The organism is Sinorhizobium sp. B11 (assembly GCA_039725955.1).
In the GTDB taxonomy this organism is placed as follows: domain Bacteria; phylum Pseudomonadota; class Alphaproteobacteria; order Rhizobiales; family Rhizobiaceae; genus Rhizobium.
On the sequence record CP091034.1, the window covers coordinates 3,735,515 to 3,760,637 of the forward strand.

The following is a 25,123-nucleotide window of genomic DNA, read 5'->3' on the forward strand; positions in this document are numbered from 1 at the left end:
TCTCATGTTCCAGAACCGAGCAGAAGCCCTGGCGCTTGCCCTGCCGGCCGCGATCTTCGCTGCCGTAGTCTTTCTGCTGCCCGTCGCGATCCTGCTCTCCGAAGGCTTCCGCAGCGACGGCGCGTGGACGCTTGCCGCCTATACGGATTTCTTCTCGCAAACGCTGAACCGGACCGTTTTCTTCCGCACCTTCCGGCTCGGCCTGGAAGTGACGGCGGTGTCGGCCATCATCGGTTATGCCGCCGCCTTTGCGATCGTCAATCTTCCTCCGAAGGGCAAGGGCCGCATGATCGGGCTCGTCACTCTGCCGCTGATGATCTCGCCGGTTGCGCGCACCTATGCCTGGATTGTCATTCTCGGCCGCACCGGCATCGTCAATGAAGCGATCACCGGCCTGGGCCTGAGCGCAGAGCCGCTGCGCCTGCTCTTCACCGAGACTGCCGTCTTTATCGGCCTCCTGCAGCTTTTCCTGCCGCTGATGATCCTGTCGCTCATCAGCGCACTCGAGAACATGCCGAAGGATGCCATTCCGGCCGCCCGCGTGCTCGGCGCCAACTGGTTCCAGGTCTTCTGGAAGGTAATTCTGCCGCTCACCAGGGAAGGCCTCGTCGTCGGCGGCACGCTGGTCTTCACCGGCTCGCTGACGGCCTATATCACGCCCGCCATTCTCGGCGGCTCCAAGGTGCTGATGCTGGAGACGCTGATGTACCAGCAGGTTTCCGTCGCCAATAATTTCGTCTCGGCGAGTGTCATCGCCTTCATCCTGATCGTCATGAGCTTTACCGCCAATATCCTGCTGAAACGCCTTGCGACCGCGAGGAACCGCCGATGAGCATCCGCCTCCTTTCGCCTGTCGTGCTGTTCCTGCTGCTGGTCTTCCTGATCGGCCCCTTTCTGATCATCATCGCGGCTTCGCTTTCCGCCGGCGACACGCTGGCTTTCCCGCCCCAGGGCCTGTCGCTGCGCTGGGTTGCAAAGGTCTTCACCATCGACAGTTTCCGCGACAGCTTTGCCATGTCGATGTTCCTGGCGGTCTTCGGGACGCTTGCGGCCCTCATCCTCGGCATTCCCGCCGCCTATGCGCTAGCGCGCTATCGGCTGCCGGGTTCGGAAACGGTCAGAACCATCGTCTCGCTGCCGATCATCGTGCCCGGCATCATCGTCGGTCTGGCGCTGCTGCGCTATCTCGTCGTGCCCTTCGGCTTCAACATCACACTGGCGCTCTTCTTCGCCCATACCGCCTTGGTGCTGCCCTATGCCGTGCGTGTCGTGTCCGCAAGCCTCGGTAACCTGCGCTCCGATATCGAGGAAGCGGCCGTCCTGCTCGGTTCCTCCCGGCTCGGCGCCTTCTTCCGCGTCGTGATGCCGAATATCCGCGGCGGCATTCTGGCTGCCTTCATCCTCGGCTTCGTCACCAGCTTCAATCAGGTTCCGGTCTCCCTCTTCCTCTCCGGCCCCGGCGTGCGCACGCTGCCGATCGACATGCTGGGCTACATGGAAACCACCTACGACCCCTCCATTGCGGCGCTCTCGGCGCTGCTCGCCTTCCTTTCGATCGGCATCGTCTTCCTCGCCGAACGCTTCCTGGGATTCTCTCGCTATGTCTGATGCCTACCTTCAACTCGACAAGCTGACGCTGGCCTATGGCGATACGGTCGCGGTGAAGGACCTCGACCTGTCGATCGCCAGGGGCGAGTTGGTGGCGCTTCTCGGCCCTTCCGGATGCGGCAAGACGACGACGATGCGCGCCATCGCCGGCCTGCTGAATCCGGCCTCCGGCCGCATCAATCTCGATGGCGCCGACATCACCCGCGTCTCCGCCAACAAACGCGCTGTCGGCCTCGTCTTCCAGTCCTACGCGCTTTTCCCGCATCTGACCGTCTATGAAAACGTCGCCTTCGGACTGCGGCTGAAGGGCCTTCGTGGTGATGATCTGGACGGCAAGGTCAATGCCGGCATCAAATCCGTCGGCCTTGCAAAATTCGCCGGCCGCAAACCGGGCGAGCTCTCCGGCGGACAGCAGCAACGTGTGGCGCTCGCGCGCTCCATGGTCATGGAGCCAAAGGTGCTGCTGCTCGACGAGCCGCTTTCCAACCTCGACGCCCGCCTGCGCCTCGAAATGCGCGCCGAGTTGCAGCGTGTCCAGAAGGAGACGGGCGTGACGATGATCTTCGTCACCCATGACCAGGCAGAAGCGCTTGCCCTTGCCGACCGTATCATCGTCATGCTGAACGGCGGCATCGAGCAGATCGGCACGCCCGAAGATATCTACAACAAACCTGTTTCTTCTTTCGTTGCCGATTTCGTCGGCTTCGAGAATGTCTTTGCGCTGACGGACGGAAAGCTCGCGACGCCTGGTGGCGCAGTCGCCCTTTCGACCGCGGCACCCGACGGTGCGGCGGGCCTGGCCTGGCGGCCGCGTGCGGTGATCCTTGGTTCTGGTCCTTTCCAGGGCACCGTGCGCGGCACGTCCTTTGCCGGCAACAGCCGTGAATATTTGCTGGACAGCTCGCTCGGCCCGATCAAGGCCGAAGTGGACGCAGCCCTGCCGCAACACGAACTCGGCAGCTCCATCGCCTTCGACCTGCCGGTCGCGGCTTCCGCAAGCCTCAAGCGTTTCGGGTGAGATCATGGGCGTCTGGATCGACACGGATATGGGGTTCGACGATATCGCCGCCATCATGGTGGTGACGAACGCCGAACTCGACATTGATGGTGTCTCGCTGGTTTTCGGCAATACGCCGCTGTCGCAGGTGTGCACCAATGCGGCGGGAGCCGCCAAGGCTTTCGGGTGGACGTTCCCAATCCACATCGGCCGCGAGATGCCCGTTCTCGGCAAGCTCGAGACGGCACAGGCGGTGCTCGGCGAGAGCGGTATCCCGACAACGGGCAGGCACCTGCCGCCGGCCCCGAGCCTGCCAGACAGCGACGCCTTTATCGCCCTTTGCCGCTGGCTTGAACTGGAAGGCCCTCATCGTATCCTGGCGCTCGGGCCGCTGACGAATATCGCCGCACTGGCGCTCGCCCGCCCCGATCTCGCCGCCCGCATCACCGAACTCGTCTGGATGGGCGGCGGCGTCACCATCGGCAACCACACGGCCTCGGCGGAATTCAATGCGCTCGCCGACCCCGAAGCACTGGCAATCGTCATCGCCCACAATCTGCCGCTGCGCATGGTCGATCTCGACCTTTGCCGCAAGGTTCTGGCAAAACCTGAGGATGCCGATCCGGTCCGTACCGCCGGTGGTGTCAATGCCGAGCTGATCGCCGATATGTTTGCCGGCTACATCAGGATTGGCACCAGCCGCGGCCGTCCTGCCATGGCGATCTACGATCCCTCTGCCGCCGTCGCCTTCGTCGCCCCGCAGGCGGTGAGCTTTCGCCCTGCCCGCATCGATGCGGAACTGCAGGGGCAATATACGCGCGGTCGCACCGTCGTTGAAACCCGCGCCACCCACGCAGCGTTCAACGCTGAGTTCGCCGCTGACATCGATGCCGATATGGCGCGTGTCATAATTCTCGCCGCCCTGGTCAATGAGGCCCGCAAATGACTGCAAACCCGCGCCAGGAACCCGCCGATCTCAACGAACCGGCATTGCGCGCCCGCGCCGTGGCGGCCGCGCGCGGCGACAGTGCCTTCGATGTGCTTGTCACCGGCGGCCGCATCCTCGATGCCGTCACCGGCCTGATCCGTGAGGCTGATATCGGCCTCGTCGGTGCGATGATCGCAAGTGTTCATGCGCCGGCAAGCCGCACCGATGCCGCGAAAGTGCTCGATGCAACGGGCGCCATCATCTCTCCCGGCCTCATCGATACGCATATGCATATCGAAAGCTCGATGGTTACGCCGGCTGAATATGCCGAAGCTGTGTTGCCGCGCGGTGTGACGACGATCGTCTGGGATCCGCATGAATTCGGCAACGTCCACGGCCTGGACGGCGTGCGCTGGGCGATCGAAGCCTCACGCAATCTGCCGCTGCGCATGATCCTGCTTGCCCCTTCTTGCGTGCCGTCAGCACCCGGACTTGAGCTGGCAGGAGCAGACTTCGACGCCGCCGTTATCGCCGAGCTGCTGCGCTCACCGGCGATCGGCGGCGTGGCAGAGGTCATGAACATGCGGGGCGTCATCGACGGCGATCCGCGCATGACCGATATCGTCAATGCAGGTCTTGCCTCCGGCAAGCTCGTCTGCGGCCATGCCCGCGGGCTTGACGGTGCCGACCTCAACGCTTTCATGGCCGCCGGCATCACCTCCGATCACGAGCTGACATCAGGCGCCGATCTGCTGCAGAAGCTGGCCGCCGGCCTGACGATCGAGCTGCGCGGCTCGCACGATCATCTGCTGGAGGAATTCGTCGAGGCGTTGAACGACATCGGCCACCTTCCGCCGACGGTCACGCTCTGTACCGATGATGTCTTTCCCGATGAACTCTATCAGAATGGCGGCCTCGATGATGTCCTGCGCCGCCTCGTCCGCTACGGCATGCGCCCGGAATGGGCACTGCGCGCCGCCACCTTCAACGCCGCACAGCGCATGAAGCGTACCGACCTCGGGCTGATCGCACCCGGTCGCCGCGCCGATCTCGTACTATTCGAGGACATGACCGATTTTACCGCCCGGGCCGTCATCGCCGGCGGTCGGCTGGTTGCCGAGAACGGCGCGGTCAAGGATCCGATCCAACCGCTCGATGCCACACCGCTCATGCATTCGGTCAAGCTCGCAGCGCTTGCCGAAGACGAATTCCGCATTCCCGCCAACGGCACCAAACTCCGCCTTGCGACGATCGACCGTCCACGTTTTACGCAGTGGGGCGAAGCAGTTGCCGATGTCCGCGACGGCTTCGTTGTGCCGCCGGCCGGCAGCGCCATGATAGCAGTTGCACATCGTCACGGGTTGGCTGACGGCAAGCCGCGTGTCGGCTTCCTGACCGGCTGGGGTGAGTGGCGCGGCGCCTTCTGTACCACCGTCTCGCACGACAGCCATAACCTCACCGTCTTCGGCGGAAATGCGCAAGATATGGCGATTGCGGCAAACGCTGTCATCGAAGCCGGCGGCGGCATGGCCGTCGCAAAGGACGGCCGCATAGAGGCCCTGCTGCCCCTGCCGCTCTCCGGCCTTGTAACTGATGCCCGCCTGCAGGTAACCGCCGAAGGCTTCGCCGGCATCCGCAAGGCCATGGAGAAAATCGTCGACTGGCAGCCGCCCTACCTGGTCTTCAAGGCGTGCTTCGGGGCCACGCTTGCCTGCAATATCGGCCCCCACCAGACCGACCGCGGCATTGCCGATGTCACCACTGGCAAGGTATTGGAAAACCCAATTCTGGAAACCTTCTGAGGCGACCTACGCCTCAGCCTTGAGCTCTCGCTCCACCAGTGACACCCAGTAAGCCACACCATATCCCAGCGCCTCGTCGTTGAAGTCGTAGGCCGTATTGTGATGCAGTGCTCCATCGACGGCCGGGCCATTGCCGAGCCAGACATAACAGCCGGGCGCATTTTTTCCGAAGAAAGCGAAATCATCCCCGGCAGTCGACGGCGGAAAGCTGCTACGCACCTTTTCGCCGAACACTGCCTGTGCGGCACCAAGCGCTCGCGCCGCCGCATCCGCATCATTGACGACCGGCGGAATGCGGCGCTCGAATTCATAATCTGCCAAAATGCCGAACATGGCGGCCGTGCCGCGCGCCAGACGGCCGATTTCGGCCTCAAGCTGATCGCGTACTTCGGGCGCATAAGCCCGCGCCGTCCCGCCGATCTCGACAATGTCGGGGATGACGTTCAAGGCCTTCGGGTTGCCGGCCTGGACCGAGCAGGCGCTGACGACGGCTGGCTGAAGCGGATCAACGACGCGCCCGACGATAGTTTGTAGCGATGACAGGAAGGTTCCGGCAGCGGTAATCGGGTCGCGGCCGAGATGCGGCTTTGCGCCGTGGGTGCCCGTCCCACGGAAGCGGACGCGCCAGCTGTCCGAAGACGCAAGCTGCGGCCCCTCGACAACGGCAATTTCATCGACCGCGAGCCCCGGCATATTGTGCAGCCCATAGATGGCATCGCAGGGAAATTGCTTGAACAAACCCTCCTCTACCATGCGCTTCGCACCGCCACGGCCCTCTTCGGCCGGTTGGAAGATGAAATGGACAGTGCCGGAAAAACCGCGCGTTTCAGCCAGATGCCGTGCCGCGCCAAGCAGCATCACCGTATGCCCGTCATGACCGCAGGCATGCATCTTGCCCGGCACGGTCGACTTGTAAGGACGATCCGACGTCTCCGGCATGGCGAGCGCATCCATGTCTGCTCTCAGCCCTATCGTGCGCGTGCCATTGCCGATCTGCAGCGTTCCGACGACACCGGTTCCACCGAGGCCGCGGTGCACTTGGATGCCCGCCTCTTTGAGGAGCTTGGCAACGATATCGCTGGTGCGCTCCTCCTCGAATCCCAGCTCGGGATGGGCATGCAGATCGCGGCGAAGGGTGGTGAGAAAAGGCAGATCGTTGCTGATCCGGGCGGGAATGCTCATGAGCCTGGATATCCTGTCAAGCGAAACGGGCGCCCGACGGCGCCCGCATCAGATCGTTCTTTTTTCAACAAACGGGCCTGGAGCGCAAGCCCTCATGCCTCTTCGACGAAGACCTCTTCGCGCTTGCGCTTGACGCTCGGCAGGAAGACGATGATTAGCACAGCTACTGCAATCGTCAGCAGGATGGCGCTGATCGGCCGTGTGACGAAGGTCGTCGCGTCGCCGCGCGACAGAATCATGGCACGCCGCAGGTTTTCCTCGAGCAGCGGCCCGAGCACGAAGCCGAGCAGCAACGGCGCCGGCTCGCAGCGGAGTTTTGCGAGCACATAACCGATGAGGCCGAAGAAGGCGACGGCATAGAGGTCGTAGACGTTGGAATTGACGCTGTAGACCCCGATCGAGCAGAAGGCCATGATGATGGGGAAGAGCACGTAGTAAGGCACCGTCAACAGCTTCACCCACAGGCCGATTAGCGGCAGGTTGAGGATGACGAGCATCAGGTTGCCGATCCACATGGAAGCGATGATGCCCCAGAACAGCGCCGGCTGTTCCGTCGCCACGTTCGGTCCCGGCACGATGCCCTGGATGATCATCGCGCCGACCATCAGCGCCATGACAGGGTTCGCTGGAATGCCGAGCGTCAAGAGCGGAATAAACGAGGTCTGCGCGCCCGCATTGTTGGCCGATTCCGGCCCAGCGACGCCCGCAACCGCTCCGTGACCAAATTCCTCCGGCTTCTTGGAAACGCGCTTTTCAACTGTATAGGAAGCGAAAGAAGCGAGGATTGCCCCGCCACCCGGCAGGATGCCAAGCGCCGAGCCGATCACCGTGCCGCGAATGATCGGCGCGATCATCTCCTTGAATTCTTCCTTGGATGGCAACAGCCCCGAGACTTTTGCCATCAGCACGGTGCGGGTCTTCTCCCCTTCCAGATTGCGCAGGATTTCCGCAATGCCGAAGACACCGACAGCAAGCGCCACGAAGTTCAGTCCGTCGGCATATTCGCGAATGCCGAGCGTGAAGCGCGGCGTGCCGGTATAGATATCCGTGCCAACGAGACCGAGCAGCAGCCCGAGCGCCACCATCGCCAGCGCCTTGACGACCGAGCCATGCGCAAGCGCGATGGAAGAAACGAGGCCGACGATCATCAGCGAGAAATATTCCGCCGAGCCGAATTGCAGCGCGATCGCGGTCAGCGGTGGCGCGAAAACCGCCACGAGAAAGGTCGAGACCGAGCCGGCGAAGAAGGAGCCGAGCGCAGCAATGGCGAGCGCCGCGCCGGCCCTGCCCTTCCGCGCCATCTGATAGCCATCGATGGCAGTCACGGCAGAAGAGGATTCGCCCGGCATGTTGATGAGGATCGCCGTCGTCGAGCCGCCGTATTGGGCACCGTAATAGATACCGGCCAGCATGATGAGCGAGGAGACCGGTTCAAGCTGGAAGGTGATGGGCAGCAGCATGGCGATCGTTGCCGTCGCACCAATGCCCGGGAGCACGCCGATCAGCGTGCCGAGCAGCACACCGATCAGGCAGAAAAGCAGATTTTCCGGGCTTGCCGCCGTGTAGAAACCGAGAGCGAGATTGCTGAAAAGTTCCATACCCGCCTCCTAGAACCGAACCCAAGGGCCGAAACGTTCGAAAGGCAGCCCGAGCGCATAGCTGAAAACCGCAACCGAAAAGATCGTCAGCAGCAGCGAAAGAACCAGCGCTAACAGCACATTCATGCGACTGGACGCAAAGCAAGCGATGAAGGCCGTCAGGAAAATTGCCGGAGCAAAACCGAGCCCACGCACCGTCAATCCGAAGAAGACCGGTGCCGGCAGGATGAAGAGCATACCGCGCCAGGCGAATGGTTCGATCGGCTCACCCTGAACCCGCACGGCCTGAACGAGAATGACAAGGCCGAGCAGGACGAGAATGCCCGAGAGAACAAGTGGGAAATAACCCGGGCCCATGCGCAACGCCGTACCGAGATCGAGGTCCAGCGACTGATAGGCAAAGAAGGCACCGGTTGCGGCGAGCAATGCGCCGCAGATGACATTGGTGGTGTCGAAACTGAGGGATTTCATAGTGTCTCCTGGTGTTGGAGATGGAGCGTCGCCGCTGATATCGGACTGCGCAAACACCCTCCTCCCGGCCGGGAGGAGGGTGCGAATGTCGCAGTCAGGCTCAGTCCGCGTATTCGCCGGCTGCTTCGATGACAGGCTTCCAGCGGGCGATTTCGCTCTCGAGCTTCGCCTTCAGTGCAGCCGGCGTTGCTTCAGCGTCCGAAGAGGGAGCCGTGCCGAGTTCGGCGAAGCGAGCAGCGACGTTCGGATCCTTCAGCGCGACCTGCAACGACTTCGACAGGCGCTCGTTGATTTCAGCCGGCGTACCCTTCGGCGTATAGATGCCGTGCCAGATGCCGACTTCGAAGCCCGGCAGGCCGGCTTCGACAGCGGTCGGGATGTCCTTGAGCACATCGAGGCGAGCCGGCGAGGTCACGGCATAGGCCTTGATCGTGCCGCCCTTGATCTGCTTCGTCGTATTGGTCGTCTGGTCGCACATGATATCGACCTGGCCGCCGAGAAGATCGGTCATCGCCGGGCCGGTTCCCTTGTAGGGAACGGTCGTCAGTGGCGTCTGGATGGCACTCATGAACATCATGCCGCACAGGTGGGATGCGGCGCCGATACCGGCATTGGCGACGGTGACCTTGTCCTTGTTCGCCTTCACATAATCGATCAGGCTCTTGAGATCGGCCGGTTCGAAATCCTTGCGGGCAACGATCGTCATGGGAACATCGGTGACGAGACCGACATAGTCGAACGCTCCAAGCGTATCGTAGGCAAGCTTGCGGTAAAGCGTGGCGCTCGTCGCCATACCGATGTGATGCAGCAGGATCGTATAGCCATCGGGATCAGCATCGGCAACGCGGCCGGCGCCAAGCGTGCCACCGGCGCCGCCGACGTTTTCGACGACGATCTGCTGGCCGAGATCCTTCGACATGGATTCAGCAACAAGGCGCGCAACAGTATCTGTCGGGCCGCCGGCGGCGAAAGGGACAACCATGGTGATCGTGCGCTCAGGATAGGTCTGGGCCGAAGCGGCATACGAAAGAAGCGAAACGGCAGCGGCGGCAGTGGCGCCGAGCATGGCCTTCAGGATTTTCATCGTTTTCCTCCCTGATGAAAAATGGATTCGTCCCGCCGGCGCATCCTCCGCACCGGCCCGGATGACCCATTTGCAGGCCGTGACGCTGCGCCTTCAATTGCCGCACGCAGGAAGGAATAAGGATTTTGCGCCAGTGCGCCGCAACATGGGTCGATTTGGAAACAAATGATTAAAGCGATGGGTGGAAATCCACCCATCGCTCGCTGCTCACCGGTTCGGCGGCAGAACGACCTCGCCCGTTTCGAGCAGCGATTTGAGGTTGGAGAGAATTTGTGGCCACCCGCCAGAGACCGCGCCGATGAACTTGGAGCCCTCTACCGGCATCGAATGCGTCAGCGTTAGCCTTACCGCCTCACCGACCGGCTCGAGTTCGATCACACATTCAGAAAATCCTTCTGCCTTAAGCTCCGGCCTGAACTCGTTATGCCACTTCAGGACGAGCCGCTTGGGCGGATCGAATTCAAGGATTTCGCCTGTATCGGTGACAGTTCCGTCGGAATAGCGCATCTGCCAGGCAGAACCGGCCTTCCAATCGGTTTCGAACTGCACCCCGAGCCAGAATTTCTTCATGAATTCCGTCGTCGTAAGGGCCGACCAGAGTTGATCCGGTGTGGTGCGGATATAGGTGACGTAGTTGAATGCGCTGCCTGCCATGATGATACTCCCTTTTGGCCAAGGCTTGGTCACACCCTCGCCGGCAGGCTGGACGTCTCATTCGTCCTTGCTGCCTTCGAGGCTCTTCTTGAGATCGGAGAGCGCCTCTAATGCACGGCGCTCGAATTTGCTGATCCAGCGGTCCGCGATCTCGTTGATCGGAACCGGATTGATGTAGTGCAGCTTCTCGCGCCCCTGCCGGCGCGTGGAGACGAGGTTTGCTTCTTCGAGAATGCCGAGATGCTTCGTCACTGCCTGACGCGTCATCTCCAGCCCTTCACACAATTCGCCGAGCGTCTGGCCGTTGCGCGCATGCAGGCGATCGAGTAGCCGTCGCCGGCTGCCATCCGCCAGAGCTCGAAAAACCGCATCTTCATCCATCTAGATATGGAACCATTTGGTTGCCTATTGCGATCTTATAGGCAACCAAATGGTTGCCTGTCAAGATAGGAATCACGAAAGACACCTAAACAGGCGCGTTCAGGATCAAGTCTTCACGGGATCAAAGCTCGCGGCGCATCTCGCCGGCCATCTCATTGGCCAGAAGCTTCTTGTCGAGGCCGTATTTCTGCATCTTCTCGTAAAGCGTCTTGCGCGAAATGCCGAGCGATTCATAGACCGGCCTGAGGCTGCCGTTATGTGCGACAAGTGCACTGGCGATGACGCCGCGCTCGAATTCCGCCACACGCTCGGCAAGCCCCGCAGCTTCGGCCTGCCTGCCGCCGCCATCGAGTCCGAGCACGAAGCGGTCAGCGGCGTTGCGCAATTCACGGACATTGCCTGGCCAGTCACGCTGGGCGACATCCGAAATCACATCCGGCGGCACGGCCATGTCGTCTTTGCCATAACGCGCGGCCGCCTCCCTGACGAGTTGCATGAAGAGCAGCGGCACATCGGCCCGGCGTTGCGAAAGCGACGGCACATGAATGGTCGCAACGTTCAGGCGGTAGAGGAGATCGGCGCGGAATCGGCCGCAAGCGACTTCCGCTTCAAGATCGACCTTGCTTGTGGCGATGAACCGCACGTCGAGCGGTACGGTTTCATTCGATCCGAGGCGGGAAATCATTCTCTCCTGCAGCACGCGGAGGAACTTCGCCTGCAGATCGAACGGCATGGAGCCGATCTCGTCAAGCAGGATGGTGCCGCCCCGCCCATGCTCGAACTTGCCGTAACGCGGTCGCACAGCCCCCGGAAAGGCACCGGCCTCGTGCCCGAAGAGCTCGCTTTCGATCAGGTTTGCCGGAAGTGCCGCACAGTTGATGGCGATAAAGGGTCGACTGGCCCGTGCGCTGATATCGTGCATCGCGCGTGCCACCACTTCCTTGCCGACGCCGGTGTCGCCGACCACAAGCGTATCGGCGTCACTCGCCCCGATTGCACGGATACGGTAGCGCAGATCGACCATGATCTGCGTTCGCCCCGGCAGCCTTGCCTCAATATCGTCGCGCTTGCCGGCAACGGCCTTAAGCAATCGGTTCTCCAGCACGAGGCTACGCCGTTCCATGGCACGGCGGATGACGCCGGCGAGCATCTGCGGCGTGAACGGCTTCTCGATGAAGTCATAGGCGCCCTCGCGCATCGCCTTCACGGCAAGCTGCACATCGCCGTGGCCGGTGACGAGAATGACGGGCACCTCGGTATCGAGTTCACGGATCTTCTGCATCAACGTCATGCCGTCCATGCCCGGCATGCGGATATCGGTCACGACGACACCGGGAAAACTGTAGCCGATCAGTTCCAGCACATGATCCGCATTGGAGAAGGTTTCGACGTTAAAGCCCGAAAGTTCCAGTGCCTGTGCCGTCGAGCGGCGTAACTCCTCCTCGTCATCGACGAGCAATATCTTCTGTTCGTTCATTCAGCCGCCTCCGGCATCGAGCCCGCCGCAGCCGAAAGCTCGATGCGAAACACGGCCCCGCCCTCCGGATGGTTGGAGACGGTCAGGCTGCCACCGAAATCCTTGATGATGTTGTAGGAGATGGAGAGCCCGAGGCCGAGCCCCTTGCCGACGCCCTTGGTCGTGAAGAACGGATCGAAGATGCGCTCGGCAATTGCCGCCGGCACACCAGGTCCATGATCGCGAACGGTCAACACCACCCTGCCTGCCTCCTCGATAGCCGAAACCTCTATGCACCGGTTTTCCAGCCCCTCGACGGCATCCGCAGCATTCGAAATCACGTTGACCAACACCTGCTGCAGACGCACCGAGCCGGCCTTGACCACTGGCGGCCGGGCTCCAAGATGCAGCCGCAGATCGGCATCCGCGGCCTTGAGCCGCCAGGCGATGATCTCCAGGGTGTCGCGGATCGCCTCGTCGAGCGGCACGGGGCCGAGCTTCTCATTGGGTTTGCGTGCAAAATTGCGCAGGTGCCGGCTGATCGAAGCCATACGGTCGATCAGGCCGCCGATACGCTGGATATTGTCCTGTGCCTCCTCCGTGCGCCCGCGCTCCAGCAGCACGGCGGCACTGTCCGTATAGGTCTTGGCGGCGGCGAGCGGCTGGTTGAACTCATGCGAAAGCGCCGCCGACATCTGACCGAGGCCGGCAAGCTTTCCAGCCTGGATGAGGTCAGCCTGTGTCTGGCGCAGCTGCTGCTCGGTCAGGCGTCGCTCGGCAATCTCTTCCTCGATGCGGCTGTTGACGCGGGCAAGATCCGCCGTGCGTTCCTCGACACGCCGTTCCAGCTGGTTTCGCGCCTCGGCCTGCAGCTGTAGCCGCTCTGCAAGACGCATCCGGCGCTGCCGAAGAATGGCAAATGTCAGAGCAGCAATGCAGAGAATGAGGAAGATGACAACAAGTGCGGTTCGGGCCTGCGCACGGATGGAACTCGTGTCCATGAGCACGTTTACAGTCCAGTCTTCAGCCGGCATGTAGTGCGAAAGAACGAGATATTCGCTTTGACCGCGATCGCTCGCCAACGTCATCAGATCATGCTCTTCGAATCGATGGCGGATAACCGGCAGTTCGACGAGCCGCGCATTGGCATAGCGCCGCGAGGCCTCGGTGCGTGCCACCCGATCCGAACTCAGCGGCAGGATCGCCCCATAGAGCCAGTCCGGACTATCGGACATGAAGATGATGCCCTCGGGGTCGGAGACGAAGATGCGATATTCACCGCCGCTCCAGGAGGATTCGATGACGTCGATATCAACCTTGAACACGATGACGCCGCGGATCTCGCCATCCACCCGGATCGGCGAGGAGAAATAATAGCCGCGCTTCAGCGAGGTTGTACCAAGGGCATAGAAACGGGCCTGATGCCCGCCGATCGCCTCCTGGAAATAGGGACGGTAGCTGAAATTCTCGCCGACGAAACTGCCCGGGCCATCATAATTGCTGGCGGCGATCGTCTCCCCATCCGGCCGCACCACGTAGATATCGGAGGATTTCAGCAGCCCGTTGATTTCCTTGAGGTAGAGATTGGCATTGTCCCGTAAAGGACGGTCGTCCGGCCGGCTCACCAGCTCCTTGATATCCTCGTGGTCGGCAATCAGTGCCGGCAGGGCTTCGTAACGGCTGAGATGTCCACTCAGCGCCGAGACAGCGAGCCGGAGCGCCGTACCCGCCTGTGCCGAGGCTTCACCCATATAGGCGCGCGTGGCGACGGCGCTCCCATAATAGAAGAAAGCGAAAATCAGTAGGGGTGCGGCGCAAAGCGCCGCAATGATACGATAGCGCGAAGACAGGGTCTCGCTCCTCCCTTTCCGCCTCCGCTCCCCGTGGAGGCATAACCCGGCGGCTTCAACTGTAATGAGCGCGGTGGAGATTTCCAAGAGGTGCCGAAACTTGACACATGTCAGATGCGCATGTCTGATTGCCGCGCCGCAAGGAGACTGCCATGAGCGACGACCAGATTCCCGAAGACAGCAAGCTCACCACCTCCAAACGCCGCTGGGCTGCGGAGGGAAAATTCCTGACCGGCCGTATCAGCCGCCCGGAAACGGAGCGCCTGCCGCCGGGCCAGCATCTGGTCAAGAACTGGCCGGTGCTCGACCTCGGCCAGCAGCCGATCGTTTCCGTCGATAGCTGGAAGCTGGAAGTTCGCGGACTGGTCGAGACGCCGCTCGACCTTTCCTGGGCCGCCTTCCAGAAACTGGAACAAAGCAGGATAGTCTCCGACATCCATTGTGTGACGACATGGTCGCGCTACGACAACAAGTGGAAGGGTGTTTCGACCCGGGACCTGCTCGATCTCGCAATGCCGAAGGCGGAAGCCGGTTACGTCATGCTGACAAGCTACGACGGCTATACGACCAACCTGCCGCTTTCCGATTTCGCCGCCGAGGATGCCATTCTCGCCACATCATGGGAGGGTCAGCCGCTTACCCGTGACCACGGCGGACCGATGCGTCTCGTCGTGCCGCATCTCTATTTCTGGAAAAGCGCCAAATGGCTGCGCCGCATCGATCTGCTGCCAGCAGACAAGGCCGGCTTCTGGGAAAAGAACGGCTACCATATGTATGGTGATCCGTGGCGCGAGCAGCGCTATTCCGATGACTGAACCCGAAGAAGCCGTCTGAGAAGAAAGACCCCCGCGACGAGGATCAACGCAAATCCGGTGAGCGAGGCCATGCTCGCCGGATGAAGTGGAATTTCGCTCCAGCGCGGGCGCACGACATCAGCCGTGTTGAAACCCTCGCCACTGAACCGGCAGGTCACGAGCGAGAGCCCGCGCTGGACCATATCGACATCGACAGCCGACGCGATTTCACCAGCCGCCATAGCCTGCTGGGGCATGCCGCGCATGGCGAGCAGCACCGCCTTGGTCGCTGCCAGGTAGGCATGGGCACATTCGTTGAACGGGCTTTCCTCATCCGTAACGCTGCCCGGCATCCGGCCCCAGAGACAGTAGGAATACTGGATTTCCGCATAGTTCAGCACACGCCGAAATGGCTCGCTTGTATACACCGCCCGTGAGGCGAGATCCATGATACGGCTGCGATAGCCGGAGATTACCGCCATCTCGCCATGCGAGATCTCGGGCACCGGCAGGCCGGAATGACTGCCCTCGCCACTGGGGCCATGCGCGAATGCACCGCCCGCAGTGAGCATGGCAAGGCCGAAACAGAAGGCGCGCAACACGTTCTTCATAAAGGGTCTAACTCCGAGCACAAGCCGCTGGCTCGCGAGGAAAGAGGGAGCAGCAAGCTCCCTCTACCGCACCTTATCGATAGGCGGGGCGCAACCCGCTCTTCGCTCCAAGACGCTTCTCAGCCAGTGCGCCAAAAGCAAGACCGAGCACCAACCAGAGGATCATATGCATGCCGAGCGTGGTCATGCGGAAGCGCCATAGGACCGTCGCCGAGAAATTCTCCGGCACTTCATTGATTGGCGGCAGCAAATATTCCACCAGACCAATGAAGACGACGAAGAGAACACCCGCAACGATCGCCCCATTCCATGAGCCGTAACGTGCCGCCAGACTGCGGGCAATTGCGACGGCCGCGACCAGCGAAGCAATCGAAACGACGATCATCAGGAAGAACAGCTCGGTGCGCACGCCGATCGTATCCGAGTTTCCGACAGCCGGCGGATTGGCCGGATATTTGATGGCCGGAACGATAACGATGGCGACGAAAGCAGCTGCGGCGATAACGGCTGACGTGCCGCGTGCCGAGAGGCTGCTGAAGCGGCCATGCACGAAGGCGAAGACAAGCGCAAACAACCCGCCGACGGCAACGCCATAGGCCATGACGCCGACAAGAAGCCCAGGCCCTGCCTGGATGGCGCGACTGACGATTTCAGGCTCGGCAGCGGTACCTGCAGCCTGCGCCGTCGCTTCCTCGAAGGCAATCGCCGCATCGACGAGCGGTTCGCCGAAAAGGCGCGCAAAGGCGAAAATGAGGATGCCGGCAATCGCGCCCGCGATCATGCCGCGAAGCAGAAGATTTCCAACCATGTGAGACACTCCCCTAAAGCATGTCGCGCAAAAGCGTTCATCGGCTTTGCGATGACGACATGCAAGAAAACAAAAATCTATAACGTATCGGGCGGATCCGGAAGATCGCGACGCGCTTTAGTGGCAGGGGAAGCCGAGAAGGTGGCGAGCATCATGAACGAATTCATGCACATACATGCCGTTGAAGAGCGCCATCGCACCCTCTTCGGTGCCGACGAAATAGATGGCAATCAACATCAGCAGGCCGCCGAAGATCGCCCAGGGCATGATCTGGCCAAGCGGAATCGGTGCGGGGGCTGCGACGGGCGCAAAAGTGGTGTCAGACATGTATTCCTCCTGGAATGACGCGTTCAGTCGAAGATCTTGCGTGCGGCAGGGTCTGACTTCCAACGCGAAGAATTTCGACACGCTGGTCACAGTGGCGCGACCGCGCCGGACTTTCACCGGCTTCCAAACCCGCAACGTCACGGTTATATCTGTTCGTCAAAGATACTGTCAACGAAACTTCATATGCGGGCGGCGGTCATCCCGCCCTATATCCGGAGGGCGCCGAGCAAAGTGACCACCCGCCTCACATGGATCTGCCACGGTGCCACGGCGGCAAATCGCACCGCTTCGTTTCCCACGGACGAACCGCTGGAGGAACAGGCGCTGAGCGAGGCCATGTTGCCGGCGCCTGGGCGGGCGGATAGGGTATTCGCGAGCCCGGCGCTGCGCGCCCTGCAGACGGCGCAGATGCTGGGCTTCGACGCGACCCGTGCCCCTTCGCTCAGGGATTGCGACTACGGACGCTGGACCGGCAAGCCGCTCATGAGCCTTCACTCCGAAGAACCGGAAAATCTTGCCCTCTGGATGTCCGATCCCGAGGCTTCTCCTCATCAGGGTGAGAGCCTGGAACAGCTTTGCAAGCGCGTCGCCGGCTGGATGAACGAGGAAATGCCGCTCGGCGGCCATGTCGTTGCGGTCACCCACGCAACCGTCATCCGCGCTGCGATCCTGGACGTGCTGAAGGCGCCGTTCGCCTCCTTCTGGACCATCGATGTCCAGCCGCTCGGCATGGTGCGCATGACGCATGACGGTCGCCGCTGGTCACTGCGTTTCTGAACAATCCTCGTAAATTAGTCCAGCCTTACACAAGCAAACACAGTCATACATATTGAACCCGGAGTTCCGGACTCTACGCCCTTCCCCGAGGAGACGAAAAATGACCTATGACTGGAGTGGGGAGCGCACGCGGCGTATTCGCATCGTGCGTGTCGCAACTGTCGTCGCCGTTCTCGTCGGCATCATGATCAGCGTACCATTGCTGATCAATGTCGCCTGAACTGTCAGAGTACGTCAAAGGCGAGCGTGCTAAGGCTGCTCGCCTTTCTCTTTGCCGGCTTATTGCGGGATCTGGATGACCGCAAAGAACAGGCCGAGTTGGCGGATCGCGTGAGCGAAATTGTCGTAATCGACCGGCTTGGTAATGTAGACATTGGCGCCGAGATCGTAGCAGCGCTGGATTTCACGCTCATCGTCGGTCGTCGTCAGGATCACCACCGGCAGACGCTTGGTATGCTCGTTGCCCTTGATCTTCTCGAGAATATCGATGCCCGACATATCCGGCAGGTTCAGGTCAAGCAGAACGAGAAGATAGCGGTCGCGGCTCACTTCGCCGCTGCGATCCGCTCCGAGAATAAAATCGAGAGCGCTGGTGCCGTTGGTAAACGGCACGATCTCGTTGTTGACGCCTGCGCGGCGCACGTTCTTCTCGATGAGACGGGCATGCCCCTCATCGTCCTCGATCATGACGATGGTGACTTCTTTGCCGGTAGCTTTCATGTTTCTGCCTTTATAATCGCGCTGAGGTCTGCCGGCAGTACGAGTGTAAATGTACTTCCGACGCCTTCGGCCGAATCGACCGTAACATCGCCTCCCAAATTTCGTATTAACGAGCGCACATAGGCAAGCCCGATGCCCTCACCCGCCTGGTCCTGCTCGCCGGCGCGTCGGAAAAGCTCGAATACCCGCTCCAGATCCGCCTTTCCAATACCGCGGCCATTGTCTTTGATGTCGACCTGGACACGCCCTTTGCCTGCCGGCACTACCCTCACCCGCAAATCGAGCGGCCGGGCCGGCGAACGATATTTTACTGCGTTGTCGAAGATATTGCCGAAAATCTGGTCGAGCGAGAAGCGGTCCGTCACAAGCGAAGGCACGCGCACGTCGATTTCCACCGTTCCATCGGAAGCGGCGATCTGATGCTGGACGCTCGCGGCCGCCGTTTCGAGCGACGCTTTGAGATCGATGCGCTCCGGAGCAAGCTTGCGCCGGCCGTCTCGCGAAATCTTCAGGATGGCATTGATCAGCGAGTCCATCTTGCGCGTGGAGGAGCGAATGAAATTCATTGCCTCCGGTAGGTCTTCTTGCACCGCAAGCCGCGCCTCCCTGATTTCCTCTTCGCTCGGCGCTCTGTCATCTGCAACAACATAAGCGGTTACGGCCTTCAGGCTGGTTTCCAGTTCGCTCAGAAAGCCCATGATGTTGACGAGCGGCGCGCGGAGATCGTGCGTGACGATATAAGCGAAACGCTGGATTTCCTGGTTCGCCCGCATAAGATCTTCGGTGCGCTCGCTCACGCGCTCTTCCAGCCCGACATTGAGCACTTCGAGCTCCCTCTGCGCCCGCGAAAGTTCTCGCACGTGCTGGACGATGATGAGGATGGCGCCACCGACGACGATGACAATGGCAATTGCGCCGCCAACCGTGACCCATTGCAGATTGGCGGCCCCATTCAATTGTTCCGTAACGACAACCCGCAGCCGATCGTCTGTCGAAGCGATGAGACCGGTGAGCGTCGAGCGTGCCACCGCCATTGCTGCATTGCCGGCATCGCCGCGGACGATGGCAAGTGCATCCGCCATCTGCCCTTGCGAGGCGAGCGTAATGGTCGATGAAAGCTCCTTGAGCTTGGCGTCGATCGCATTATCAAGAGAAGCCATGCTTCCGCTGTAGCGCAAGGCATCATTGGTGGCGTCCCGCAACCGCTGACGCCGCTCCGAGAGACTTTCAATCGCTGCATTGTAGGGATCGAGGTATTTCCGATCCAGCGTCAGCAGAAAGCCGCGCTGGCCGGTCTCGGCGTCCTGCAGCGTCGATAGCAGATCGGCGGCCGCGCTGCGCACCTGACGTATCTGCGCCACCTCATCGGAATAGACGCTGTTTTCCCGAACAAGCCAGAGCGAGGTCCCGACAATCAACGTCAGGATCAACACACCGAGCGCAAGCATGATCAGCGCGGAGCGCACGAAAGGGGCATTTGAGGAGGGCATAAAGAGCGATCTTTGAGCTTCTGGTTCTAAAGTACCTGTGACCGAAAAACGCCCTGCGATCAAGCTGATGATCACAGGGCGCCTTCTGCCGGTGCGGCCATGAATGGACAGATCAGTGCTTGCTGCCCTTGGGGATTGCGGTGTTGGTGACCGAGACTGGATCGCTGGCGGGGAATGTGCCTTCCAGCCCTTCGTCAAGCTGCTCTTCCATCGTTCCCTGATCACCCGCCGCACGGGCAGTCCGGAGCACGCTGGGGCGAGTGTCCTCGTCGCGGATCTCCGCCGTAGCAAAACGGCTCATCACTTCCCTCGCCTTTTCAACCGCGTTCAGCCGGTTCAATTGCTGCCCGCGGTCGTTCTTGATCTGCACGGAGACGACCTCGCCGCCGTCGCCCACGAACTCGACCGTGAAACCGCCCTTGCCGCCATAGGCGGGTATGACTTGAGTGCCGACAAGTTGCATGAGATTGTCCTCTCTCGTGGATGGTCCCGGTCAACGGCTTGGAAGCAACATTGGTTCCGTTCAGGGCGGCCGGATGTAGTCGACTTTCAGCTCCAGCTTCAGCCGCACGATCGGAGAGCGGTCGCCGTTCTGCACTTCGATGCCCAGCGATCCGCCCGGCCATTGCGGCAAGCCGTCGAGCGCCATTTCCGCCAGCACATGCTTTGCCTCCTCCACGGCGGCGAATAGGTCGGCAAATTCGAACGGCAGGTCACCGGGAACCGTGCCGTCATTGTCTATAGTCTTGAAATAGAAGAGAGACATCCGCTTGCATCCGTTGCGAAAGCATAAAGCGGCAAGCGGTCAAAGGTTTCAACAAGCAGTAAATTTGGCATCCGGCTTCGTATCTCGAAAGCCGTTTCCCGGCACGAAATGTAGCCTCATTGTCCGCGGATTCGCCGTCGGCTGCTGGCAGAGCCCCGACAATTCGCCTTCAGGTTTCAATAAACATTTCAGAATTTGATGATATTTCCGGCGCCGGGTGGAGATGGAGAAACGGATGCTGGAGTTCTTCAGGAGCAGGGCGGGAAGGCAATGCCTGACGATCATGGCGCTTGGTGCGGCGTTGTGGATTTCGGGTGCCCTGCTTGATGTCGATAGCTGGCTCGTCACCTTCATGAGCCGTTTCGAAAATTACGGCGCAGACAAGTTTGTGCTCGCTCTCGGCATCGCCGGCGGTATGAGCTTCATCTATTCCGTGTTGCGCATCGCCGACCTTCGCAAGGAGATGCAGCTTCGCGATGCCGCCCAGGCGCGCGCCGACTGGACGGCCACCCATGATCATCTGACGAAGCTTCCGAACCGTTACGCCTTCGAGCGCAAGATTTTGCCGAAGCTCTCCGATACACAGGGCAATATTCCCGAAGAATCCAGCAGCAATGTCACGATCTTCTCCGTCGACCTCGACGGCTTCAAGAAGGTCAACGATCTTGTCGGCCATAAGGGCGGCGACGTCTTGCTGGTGGAAGTGTCCAAGCGCATTTGTGCACTTGGCAATGCCGATTGCGTCTATCGTTTCGGCGGCGATGAATTCATCATCATTGCCCTCGGCCTTACAGCAGCCCGCGAGGAATGGTTCGCCAAAGTGCTCATCCAGGCGGTTACCCGCCCGATCCTGATCGATGGCTTTGCTGTCGAGGTCGGTGCCAGCGTCGGCTACGATCGCTGGAACGAGGGCGCCGAACCTTTGGAGGATGCTGCCCATCGCGCCGATCTTGCCATGTACGAGGCGAAATCGCGCGGCCCCAATCACAATCTGATCTTTGAACCATCCATGCAGGACAGGGTGACGGAACGCGCATCGCTGGAAACAAAACTGCGCGGAGCCATTCAAAGCAAGGCCATCAAGATCCACTACCAGCCGCTGATCGATCTTAGGAGCGGCAGGCTCTGCGGCTTCGAGGCGCTTGCGCGGTGGACCGATGAAGACGGCATGAACATCCCGCCGCCTGTCTTCATTGGCATTGCCGAAGAAACCGGCATGATCACCGAACTGTTCGAAAACCTCCTGACCCAGGCATGCCACGATGCGCTGGACTGGCCCGACCATGTCAGGCTGTCCTTCAATGTTTCGCCGGTGCAGATGGAAGACAAGCTGCTTACCTCGCGCATTCTCAAGGTGCTGATAGCAAGTCGTCTGCCGGCGAAACGGCTCGAGGTGGAAATTACCGAAAACGCGCTGATCCAGGATCCGGCGATCGCTGCCCATATTCTCGATGAACTGCACGAGGCAGGTGTGCAGATCGCACTCGACGACTTCGGCACGGGTTATTCGAGCCTCGCGCAGCTCGCCCGCTACCGCTTCGACAAAATCAAGATCGACAAGAGCTTCATCGCAACCTGCCGCGAGGACGAAAAGCAGGACAAGATCGTCCGTGCCATGCTCGCACTCGGCAGGAGCCTCAACATCAAGACAACGGCGGAAGGTATCGAGGAGCACGTCCAGCTCGCGTATCTGCTGCAGCTCGGCTGCGATATCGGCCAGGGCTATCTCTTCGGCAAGGCGATGCCCGCCGCAGAGGCGGGCATCTTTATCGAAAGTCAAAATGCTGGTCTGGCCTCTACGGCCTGACCAGGCTCAGACCTAGAAAACCTGACGCAGGATCACGAACAGCAGGAAGGCGATCGCGATCGAGGCCGGCAGCGTCAGCACCCAGGCCATGATCATATTGCGCACGGTCGACCATTGCAGGCCCGACCCATTCGCAGCCATCGTGCCGGCAACGCCCGACGACAGCACATGCGTGGTCGAAACCGGCAGGCCGAGGTGGTCCGCGGAGGCGATCGTCACCATGGCGACGACTTCCGCAGCAGCACCCTGTCCGTAGGTTAGATGCGTCTTGCCGATCTTTTCGCCAACGGTGACGACGATGCGCTTCCAGCCGACCATCGTGCCAAGGCCGAGAGCCAGCGCCACCGCGACCTTCACCCACAGCGGAATGAACTTCGTCGCATTGTCGACCGAGGCGTGATAGGCGGTGACCGCCTTCAGATCGGTCGCGTCCATCGGCAACAGCTTCTGCTTGTCGATGAGCTTCAGCGCTTCGCCGATCAGATAGATGTCGTTGCGGATGTTGCCGACAAGATTTGTCGGAACGGCTTCCAGCGTCGGGAAGGCAGCCGCTTCAGCGCTTGTCTGATGGATATATTCCTGCAGCGCCGGCGTGGTCGCATCCGTCCAGACCTTGTTCTTGACGGCATTGCTGATCTCGGCCTTGTAATCGCCAACAGTCACACCCGGCTTCACATACTTGCCGAGTGCCGTTTCCACCTGTGCCGAAGCCGACTTGTAGGCTTCGAGATAGTTGACGTCAGGCGTGCGGTTCAGCGCGAAGGCGGTCGGCACGAGACCGATGAGGATGAGCATGATGAGGCCCATGCCCTTCTGGCCGTCATTCGAGCCGTGGGCGAAGCTGACGCCCGTGCAGGTGAAGATCAGGATGGCGCGGATCCACAACGGCGGCGGCTGGTTGCCCTTCGGTTCCTGATAGAGTTCGGGCTTGCGCACGAGGAATTTCAGGACCAGCAGCAGAATGGCGGAGAGACCGAAGCCGATGACCGGCGAGATCAGCAGCGACAGACCGATATTCGTCGCCTGCGACCAGTCCACACCACTGGTAGCGGACCCTGCCGGCGCCAGGAATTGGTTAGCGAGGCCGACGCCGATGATCGAGCCGACCAGCGTGTGCGAACTCGATGACGGCAGGCCGAGATACCAGGTGCCGAGGTTCCAGAGGATCGCCGCGATCAACAGTGCAAAGACCATCGCAAGACCGGACCCGGAACCGACCTGCAGGATGAGCTCGACCGGCAGCAGCGCCAGAATGCCGAAAGCGACGGCGCCGGTCGACGTCAGAACGCCGAGGAAATTGAAGAAACCCGACCAGATGACGGCAAACTCCGCCGGCATGGAGCGCGTGTAGATGACGGTTGCCACCGCATTCGCAGTATCGTGAAAACCGTTGACGAACTCGAAGCCGAGCGCGATCAACAGCGCAAGACCGAGAAGTAACCAGGGAACGGCAACTGCGGCAGTCAGATCACGGGCGAGGGCATAGGCGACATATCCGAGACCGCAAACAACAACGAGCCCGAACACCGGCAGAAACCATTTGCCGGAGGAGTTCGAGTGATGCAGCGGATGGGAAGCGTCGCTATGGCTGGGGGCAATATCGGCCATGGCATAGTTCCTTGTTCCATTTGCAAATTTGCCATTTGTTAATAAATCCGTAGCGTGAAACTCTCATGACGCGGCGATCCGCGCTTGGTCCTGGTCTGGCCCGAAATCGACAACCGAAAATCGCCTGCCCGGAAGGCAAGAGGCTTCCCACTCGGCGCAATGACGCTAAGTTCGCTCAACGTCACGCTTGCCGGGGAGCATCAAGCAACATGCCATCAACCGATCTTCTCCTGACATTCAATGCCGGCTCCTCGACGGTGAAGATCGGCATTTTCGCCATCGAGGATGCGAGGGTGCGGCGGATCGGCAAGGGCGTAATCGATTTTCGCGCCGCGCCGCTGGCCTTCAGCCTGACCGAAGGCCCGAAGACTTTCGACATGCCCCTGAAAGCCGCGCTGACCGACGATCTGCATTCCGTCATCGACGAGACGTTCGAGCTGTTGGCGGACCACTTCGATATCGCCGCTGTCCGTGCGGCAGGCCACCGCGTCGTCCATGGCGGCGACCGCTTTACCGAAGCGATATCGCTCGACGATGCCGCAATCGACGCGATCGACGCACTGATCCCGCTCGCTCCCCTTCACCAGCCGCAGGCGCTACGCTTCATTCGCGCGCTCAGGCACTTGAGGCCGCATCTTGCCCAGACGGCCTCCTTCGATACCGCTTTTCACGCCACTCAGGCCGATCTCGTCCGCCGCTTCGCCATCCCTCGTGCACTTCATGAGGAAGGCATCAAGCGCTACGGTTTTCACGGTCTCTCCTACAAGTTCATTGCCGGTGAAGTGAGCCGCAGGTTGTCGACCAAGCCGAGGATCGCCGCCGCCCATCTCGGCAGCGGTGCAAGCCTCTGCGCATTGGAAAAAGGTGTCAGCCGCGACTGCAGCATGGGCTTTTCGACGCTCGACGGCATTCCGATGGCGACACGGCCCGGCTGGCTCGACCCCGGCGTGATCCTGCATCTCCTGCAGCAGAAGAAGCTGTCTGCCGATCAGGTGGAAGATATGCTCTATCATCGCGCCGGTCTGCTCGGCGTCTCCGGCATCAATGCCGATACGCGCGATCTTCTCGAGGACGGCCGTCCAGAGGCCCGAGAGGCGCTCGACCTTTTCACGTTGCGCATCGCCGGCGAAATCGGCCGCATGTCTGTGACGCTCGGCGGGCTCGACGCCATCGTCTTTACCGCTGGCATCGGCGAGCACCAGCCCCAGATTCGCGCCGCCGTCCTCCAGCGTCTCGCCTGGCTCGGCGTTACGGTTGATGACAAGGCAAACAGCGCCAACGGCTTCACAATCACGACACCCGCAAGCCGCATAACGGCGCATGTCATTGCCACGGACGAGGAACAGATCATCGCACAGGAGGCGCTCGCAATAGTTCGCTCCGGCTGATCCAGATCAAAGGCAC

Annotated in this window: 26 protein-coding genes and 1 riboswitch; of the genes, 10 read left to right on the plus strand and 16 right to left on the minus strand. The window is 60.9% G+C overall.

Annotated features, from left to right (window positions below):
* The first annotated feature begins 4 nt into the window (after nt 1-4).
* Genes LVY75_28560 through LVY75_28580 form a run of 5 tightly spaced genes read left to right on the plus strand, consistent with a single transcriptional unit; the run spans nt 5 to nt 5,335 of the window.
* A complete protein-coding gene (locus tag LVY75_28560) occupies nt 5-832 on the plus strand; it encodes an ABC transporter permease (GenBank protein XAZ22723.1) in 828 nt (275 codons plus the stop codon).
* On the plus strand, nt 829-1,608 hold the full coding sequence (locus LVY75_28565) for an ABC transporter permease (GenBank protein ID XAZ22724.1): 780 nt from the start codon (nt 829-831) through the stop codon (nt 1,606-1,608). Before LVY75_28560 ends, LVY75_28565 begins: the two co-directional genes overlap by 4 nt.
* The gene (locus tag LVY75_28570) at nt 1,601-2,626 is read left to right on the plus strand and encodes an ABC transporter ATP-binding protein (GenBank protein XAZ22725.1); all 1,026 of its coding nucleotides are present in this window, start codon (nt 1,601-1,603) and stop codon (nt 2,624-2,626) included. The genes LVY75_28565 and LVY75_28570 overlap by 8 nt, the downstream gene beginning before the upstream one ends.
* Nucleotides 2,627-2,630: 4 nt before the next feature.
* Nucleotides 2,631-3,551: a nucleoside hydrolase gene (locus LVY75_28575; GenBank protein ID XAZ22726.1), complete on the plus strand. Its 921-nt coding sequence runs from the start codon at nt 2,631-2,633 to the stop codon at nt 3,549-3,551.
* A complete protein-coding gene (locus LVY75_28580) occupies nt 3,548-5,335 on the plus strand; it encodes an adenine deaminase (protein ID XAZ22727.1) in 1,788 nt (595 codons plus the stop codon). Before LVY75_28575 ends, LVY75_28580 begins: the two co-directional genes overlap by 4 nt.
* Nucleotides 5,336-5,341: 6 nt before the next feature.
* On the opposite strand, the gene LVY75_28585 is transcribed toward LVY75_28580, so the two are convergent.
* From LVY75_28585 to LVY75_28600, 4 genes are all read right to left on the minus strand, one after another.
* Entirely contained in the window at nt 5,342-6,517 is a 1,176-nt protein-coding gene (locus LVY75_28585; protein ID XAZ22728.1) for a M20 family metallopeptidase, read from the minus strand.
* A gap of 92 nt (nt 6,518-6,609) precedes the next feature.
* Complete coding sequence (locus LVY75_28590) at nt 6,610-8,115, minus strand: tripartite tricarboxylate transporter permease (GenBank protein XAZ22729.1); 1,506 nt, start codon at nt 8,113-8,115, stop codon at nt 6,610-6,612.
* Nucleotides 8,116-8,124: 9 nt separating this feature from the next.
* Nucleotides 8,125-8,586: a tripartite tricarboxylate transporter TctB family protein gene (locus tag LVY75_28595; protein XAZ22730.1), complete on the minus strand. Its 462-nt coding sequence runs from the start codon at nt 8,584-8,586 to the stop codon at nt 8,125-8,127.
* Nucleotides 8,587-8,686: 100 nt separating this feature from the next.
* Nucleotides 8,687-9,670, minus strand: a complete 984-nt coding sequence (locus LVY75_28600) for a tripartite tricarboxylate transporter substrate binding protein BugD (GenBank protein XAZ22731.1) — start codon at nt 9,668-9,670, stop codon at nt 8,687-8,689.
* Between LVY75_28600 and LVY75_28605 the strand changes: the two genes are divergently transcribed.
* Nucleotides 9,651-9,839 carry a hypothetical protein gene (locus LVY75_28605; GenBank protein XAZ22732.1) on the plus strand — a complete coding sequence of 63 codons (189 nt, stop codon included), beginning with the start codon at nt 9,651-9,653 and terminating at the stop codon, nt 9,837-9,839. The genes LVY75_28600 and LVY75_28605 overlap by 20 nt on opposite strands.
* A 38-nt stretch (nt 9,840-9,877) precedes the next feature.
* Here the strand turns inward: LVY75_28605 and LVY75_28610 are convergent, their stop codons facing one another.
* The 4 genes from LVY75_28610 to LVY75_28625 all read right to left on the minus strand — a co-directional run bounded on the left by LVY75_28610 (nt 9,878) and on the right by LVY75_28625 (nt 13,912).
* The gene (locus LVY75_28610; GenBank protein XAZ22733.1) at nt 9,878-10,324 is read right to left on the minus strand and encodes an SRPBCC family protein; all 447 of its coding nucleotides are present in this window, start codon (nt 10,322-10,324) and stop codon (nt 9,878-9,880) included.
* A 57-nt stretch (nt 10,325-10,381) separates the two neighbouring features.
* A complete protein-coding gene (locus tag LVY75_28615; GenBank protein ID XAZ22734.1) occupies nt 10,382-10,705 on the minus strand; it encodes a metalloregulator ArsR/SmtB family transcription factor in 324 nt (107 codons plus the stop codon).
* 121 nt (nt 10,706-10,826) lie between these two features.
* On the minus strand, nt 10,827-12,182 hold the full coding sequence (locus tag LVY75_28620) for a sigma-54 dependent transcriptional regulator (GenBank protein ID XAZ22735.1): 1,356 nt from the start codon (nt 12,180-12,182) through the stop codon (nt 10,827-10,829).
* On the minus strand, nt 12,179-13,912 hold the full coding sequence (locus tag LVY75_28625) for a sensor histidine kinase (protein ID XAZ22736.1): 1,734 nt from the start codon (nt 13,910-13,912) through the stop codon (nt 12,179-12,181). The genes LVY75_28620 and LVY75_28625 overlap by 4 nt, the downstream gene beginning before the upstream one ends.
* Nucleotides 13,913-14,163: 251 nt before the next feature.
* On the opposite strand from LVY75_28625, the gene LVY75_28630 reads away from it, so the two are divergent.
* Nucleotides 14,164-14,826: a sulfite oxidase-like oxidoreductase gene (locus LVY75_28630; protein ID XAZ22737.1), complete on the plus strand. Its 663-nt coding sequence runs from the start codon at nt 14,164-14,166 to the stop codon at nt 14,824-14,826.
* On the opposite strand, the gene LVY75_28635 is transcribed toward LVY75_28630, so the two are convergent.
* From LVY75_28635 to LVY75_28645, 3 genes are all read right to left on the minus strand, one after another.
* Entirely contained in the window at nt 14,811-15,416 is a 606-nt protein-coding gene (locus tag LVY75_28635) for a hypothetical protein (protein XAZ22738.1), read from the minus strand. The two genes, LVY75_28630 and LVY75_28635, sit on opposite strands and share 16 nt — an antisense overlap.
* 73 nt (nt 15,417-15,489) lie before the next feature.
* On the minus strand, nt 15,490-16,224 hold the full coding sequence (locus LVY75_28640; protein XAZ22739.1) for a CbtA family protein: 735 nt from the start codon (nt 16,222-16,224) through the stop codon (nt 15,490-15,492).
* A 117-nt stretch (nt 16,225-16,341) separates the two neighbouring features.
* Complete coding sequence (locus LVY75_28645; GenBank protein XAZ22740.1) at nt 16,342-16,551, minus strand: CbtB-domain containing protein; 210 nt, start codon at nt 16,549-16,551, stop codon at nt 16,342-16,344.
* Between the two features lie 50 nt (nt 16,552-16,601).
* Nucleotides 16,602-16,676, minus strand: a riboswitch (cobalamin riboswitch).
* A 106-nt stretch (nt 16,677-16,782) separates the two neighbouring features.
* Here LVY75_28645 and LVY75_28650 point away from each other — a divergent pair.
* A complete protein-coding gene (locus LVY75_28650) occupies nt 16,783-17,328 on the plus strand; it encodes a histidine phosphatase family protein (GenBank protein ID XAZ22741.1) in 546 nt (181 codons plus the stop codon).
* Between the two features lie 279 nt (nt 17,329-17,607).
* On the opposite strand, the gene LVY75_28655 is transcribed toward LVY75_28650, so the two are convergent.
* The 4 genes from LVY75_28655 to LVY75_28670 form a co-directional block, all read right to left on the minus strand.
* Nucleotides 17,608-18,048 carry a response regulator gene (locus LVY75_28655; protein ID XAZ22742.1) on the minus strand — a complete coding sequence of 147 codons (441 nt, stop codon included), beginning with the start codon at nt 18,046-18,048 and terminating at the stop codon, nt 17,608-17,610.
* On the minus strand, nt 18,045-19,538 hold the full coding sequence (locus tag LVY75_28660; protein XAZ22743.1) for a CHASE3 domain-containing protein: 1,494 nt from the start codon (nt 19,536-19,538) through the stop codon (nt 18,045-18,047). The genes LVY75_28655 and LVY75_28660 overlap by 4 nt, the downstream gene beginning before the upstream one ends.
* A 112-nt stretch (nt 19,539-19,650) precedes the next feature.
* Nucleotides 19,651-20,001 (minus strand): hypothetical protein, encoded by a 351-nt coding sequence (locus LVY75_28665; GenBank protein ID XAZ22744.1) that lies wholly within the window; start codon nt 19,999-20,001, stop codon nt 19,651-19,653.
* Nucleotides 20,002-20,061: 60 nt separating this feature from the next.
* Entirely contained in the window at nt 20,062-20,304 is a 243-nt protein-coding gene (locus tag LVY75_28670; GenBank protein XAZ22745.1) for a hypothetical protein, read from the minus strand.
* Nucleotides 20,305-20,539: 235 nt separating this feature from the next.
* Here LVY75_28670 and LVY75_28675 point away from each other — a divergent pair, with 235 nt between their 5' ends.
* Nucleotides 20,540-22,111, plus strand: a complete 1,572-nt coding sequence (locus LVY75_28675; GenBank protein ID XAZ22746.1) for an EAL domain-containing protein — start codon at nt 20,540-20,542, stop codon at nt 22,109-22,111.
* Nucleotides 22,112-22,123: 12 nt separating this feature from the next.
* Here LVY75_28675 and LVY75_28680 read toward each other — a convergent pair whose 3' ends face one another.
* Entirely contained in the window at nt 22,124-23,719 is a 1,596-nt protein-coding gene (locus LVY75_28680; GenBank protein ID XAZ22747.1) for an inorganic phosphate transporter, read from the minus strand.
* A 209-nt stretch (nt 23,720-23,928) separates the two neighbouring features.
* Here LVY75_28680 and LVY75_28685 point away from each other — a divergent pair, with 209 nt between their 5' ends.
* Entirely contained in the window at nt 23,929-25,107 is a 1,179-nt protein-coding gene (locus LVY75_28685; GenBank protein ID XAZ22748.1) for an acetate/propionate family kinase, read from the plus strand.
* Nucleotides 25,108-25,123: the final 16 nt, after the last annotated feature.

What these genes read in the sequence shown, in the direction of transcription:
- LVY75_28560 (XAZ22723.1), top strand. Translation starts at nt 5, where the DNA reads ATGTTCCAGAACCGAGCAGAAGCCCTGGCGCTTGCCCTGCCGGCCGCG.
- LVY75_28565 (XAZ22724.1), top strand. Translation starts at nt 829, where the DNA reads ATGAGCATCCGCCTCCTTTCGCCTGTCGTGCTGTTCCTGCTGCTGGTC.
- LVY75_28570 (XAZ22725.1), top strand. Translation starts at nt 1,601, where the DNA reads ATGTCTGATGCCTACCTTCAACTCGACAAGCTGACGCTGGCCTATGGC.
- LVY75_28575 (XAZ22726.1), top strand. Translation starts at nt 2,631, where the DNA reads ATGGGCGTCTGGATCGACACGGATATGGGGTTCGACGATATCGCCGCC.
- LVY75_28580 (XAZ22727.1), top strand. Translation starts at nt 3,548, where the DNA reads ATGACTGCAAACCCGCGCCAGGAACCCGCCGATCTCAACGAACCGGCA.
- LVY75_28585 (XAZ22728.1), bottom strand. Translation starts at nt 6,517, where the DNA reads ATGAGCATTCCCGCCCGGATCAGCAACGATCTGCCTTTTCTCACCACC.
- LVY75_28590 (XAZ22729.1), bottom strand. Translation starts at nt 8,115, where the DNA reads ATGGAACTTTTCAGCAATCTCGCTCTCGGTTTCTACACGGCGGCAAGC.
- LVY75_28595 (XAZ22730.1), bottom strand. Translation starts at nt 8,586, where the DNA reads ATGAAATCCCTCAGTTTCGACACCACCAATGTCATCTGCGGCGCATTG.
- LVY75_28605 (XAZ22732.1), top strand. Translation starts at nt 9,651, where the DNA reads ATGGCCTTCAGGATTTTCATCGTTTTCCTCCCTGATGAAAAATGGATT.
- LVY75_28600 (XAZ22731.1), bottom strand. Translation starts at nt 9,670, where the DNA reads ATGAAAATCCTGAAGGCCATGCTCGGCGCCACTGCCGCCGCTGCCGTT.
- LVY75_28610 (XAZ22733.1), bottom strand. Translation starts at nt 10,324, where the DNA reads ATGGCAGGCAGCGCATTCAACTACGTCACCTATATCCGCACCACACCG.
- LVY75_28615 (XAZ22734.1), bottom strand. Translation starts at nt 10,705, where the DNA reads ATGGATGAAGATGCGGTTTTTCGAGCTCTGGCGGATGGCAGCCGGCGA.
- LVY75_28620 (XAZ22735.1), bottom strand. Translation starts at nt 12,182, where the DNA reads ATGAACGAACAGAAGATATTGCTCGTCGATGACGAGGAGGAGTTACGC.
- LVY75_28625 (XAZ22736.1), bottom strand. Translation starts at nt 13,912, where the DNA reads ATGGGTGAAGCCTCGGCACAGGCGGGTACGGCGCTCCGGCTCGCTGTC.
- LVY75_28630 (XAZ22737.1), top strand. Translation starts at nt 14,164, where the DNA reads ATGAGCGACGACCAGATTCCCGAAGACAGCAAGCTCACCACCTCCAAA.
- LVY75_28635 (XAZ22738.1), bottom strand. Translation starts at nt 15,416, where the DNA reads ATGAAGAACGTGTTGCGCGCCTTCTGTTTCGGCCTTGCCATGCTCACT.
- LVY75_28640 (XAZ22739.1), bottom strand. Translation starts at nt 16,224, where the DNA reads ATGGTTGGAAATCTTCTGCTTCGCGGCATGATCGCGGGCGCGATTGCC.
- LVY75_28645 (XAZ22740.1), bottom strand. Translation starts at nt 16,551, where the DNA reads ATGTCTGACACCACTTTTGCGCCCGTCGCAGCCCCCGCACCGATTCCG.
- LVY75_28655 (XAZ22742.1), bottom strand. Translation starts at nt 18,048, where the DNA reads ATGAAAGCTACCGGCAAAGAAGTCACCATCGTCATGATCGAGGACGAT.
- LVY75_28660 (XAZ22743.1), bottom strand. Translation starts at nt 19,538, where the DNA reads ATGCCCTCCTCAAATGCCCCTTTCGTGCGCTCCGCGCTGATCATGCTT.
- LVY75_28665 (XAZ22744.1), bottom strand. Translation starts at nt 20,001, where the DNA reads ATGCAACTTGTCGGCACTCAAGTCATACCCGCCTATGGCGGCAAGGGC.
- LVY75_28670 (XAZ22745.1), bottom strand. Translation starts at nt 20,304, where the DNA reads ATGTCTCTCTTCTATTTCAAGACTATAGACAATGACGGCACGGTTCCC.
- LVY75_28675 (XAZ22746.1), top strand. Translation starts at nt 20,540, where the DNA reads ATGCTGGAGTTCTTCAGGAGCAGGGCGGGAAGGCAATGCCTGACGATC.
- LVY75_28680 (XAZ22747.1), bottom strand. Translation starts at nt 23,719, where the DNA reads ATGGCCGATATTGCCCCCAGCCATAGCGACGCTTCCCATCCGCTGCAT.
- LVY75_28685 (XAZ22748.1), top strand. Translation starts at nt 23,929, where the DNA reads ATGCCATCAACCGATCTTCTCCTGACATTCAATGCCGGCTCCTCGACG.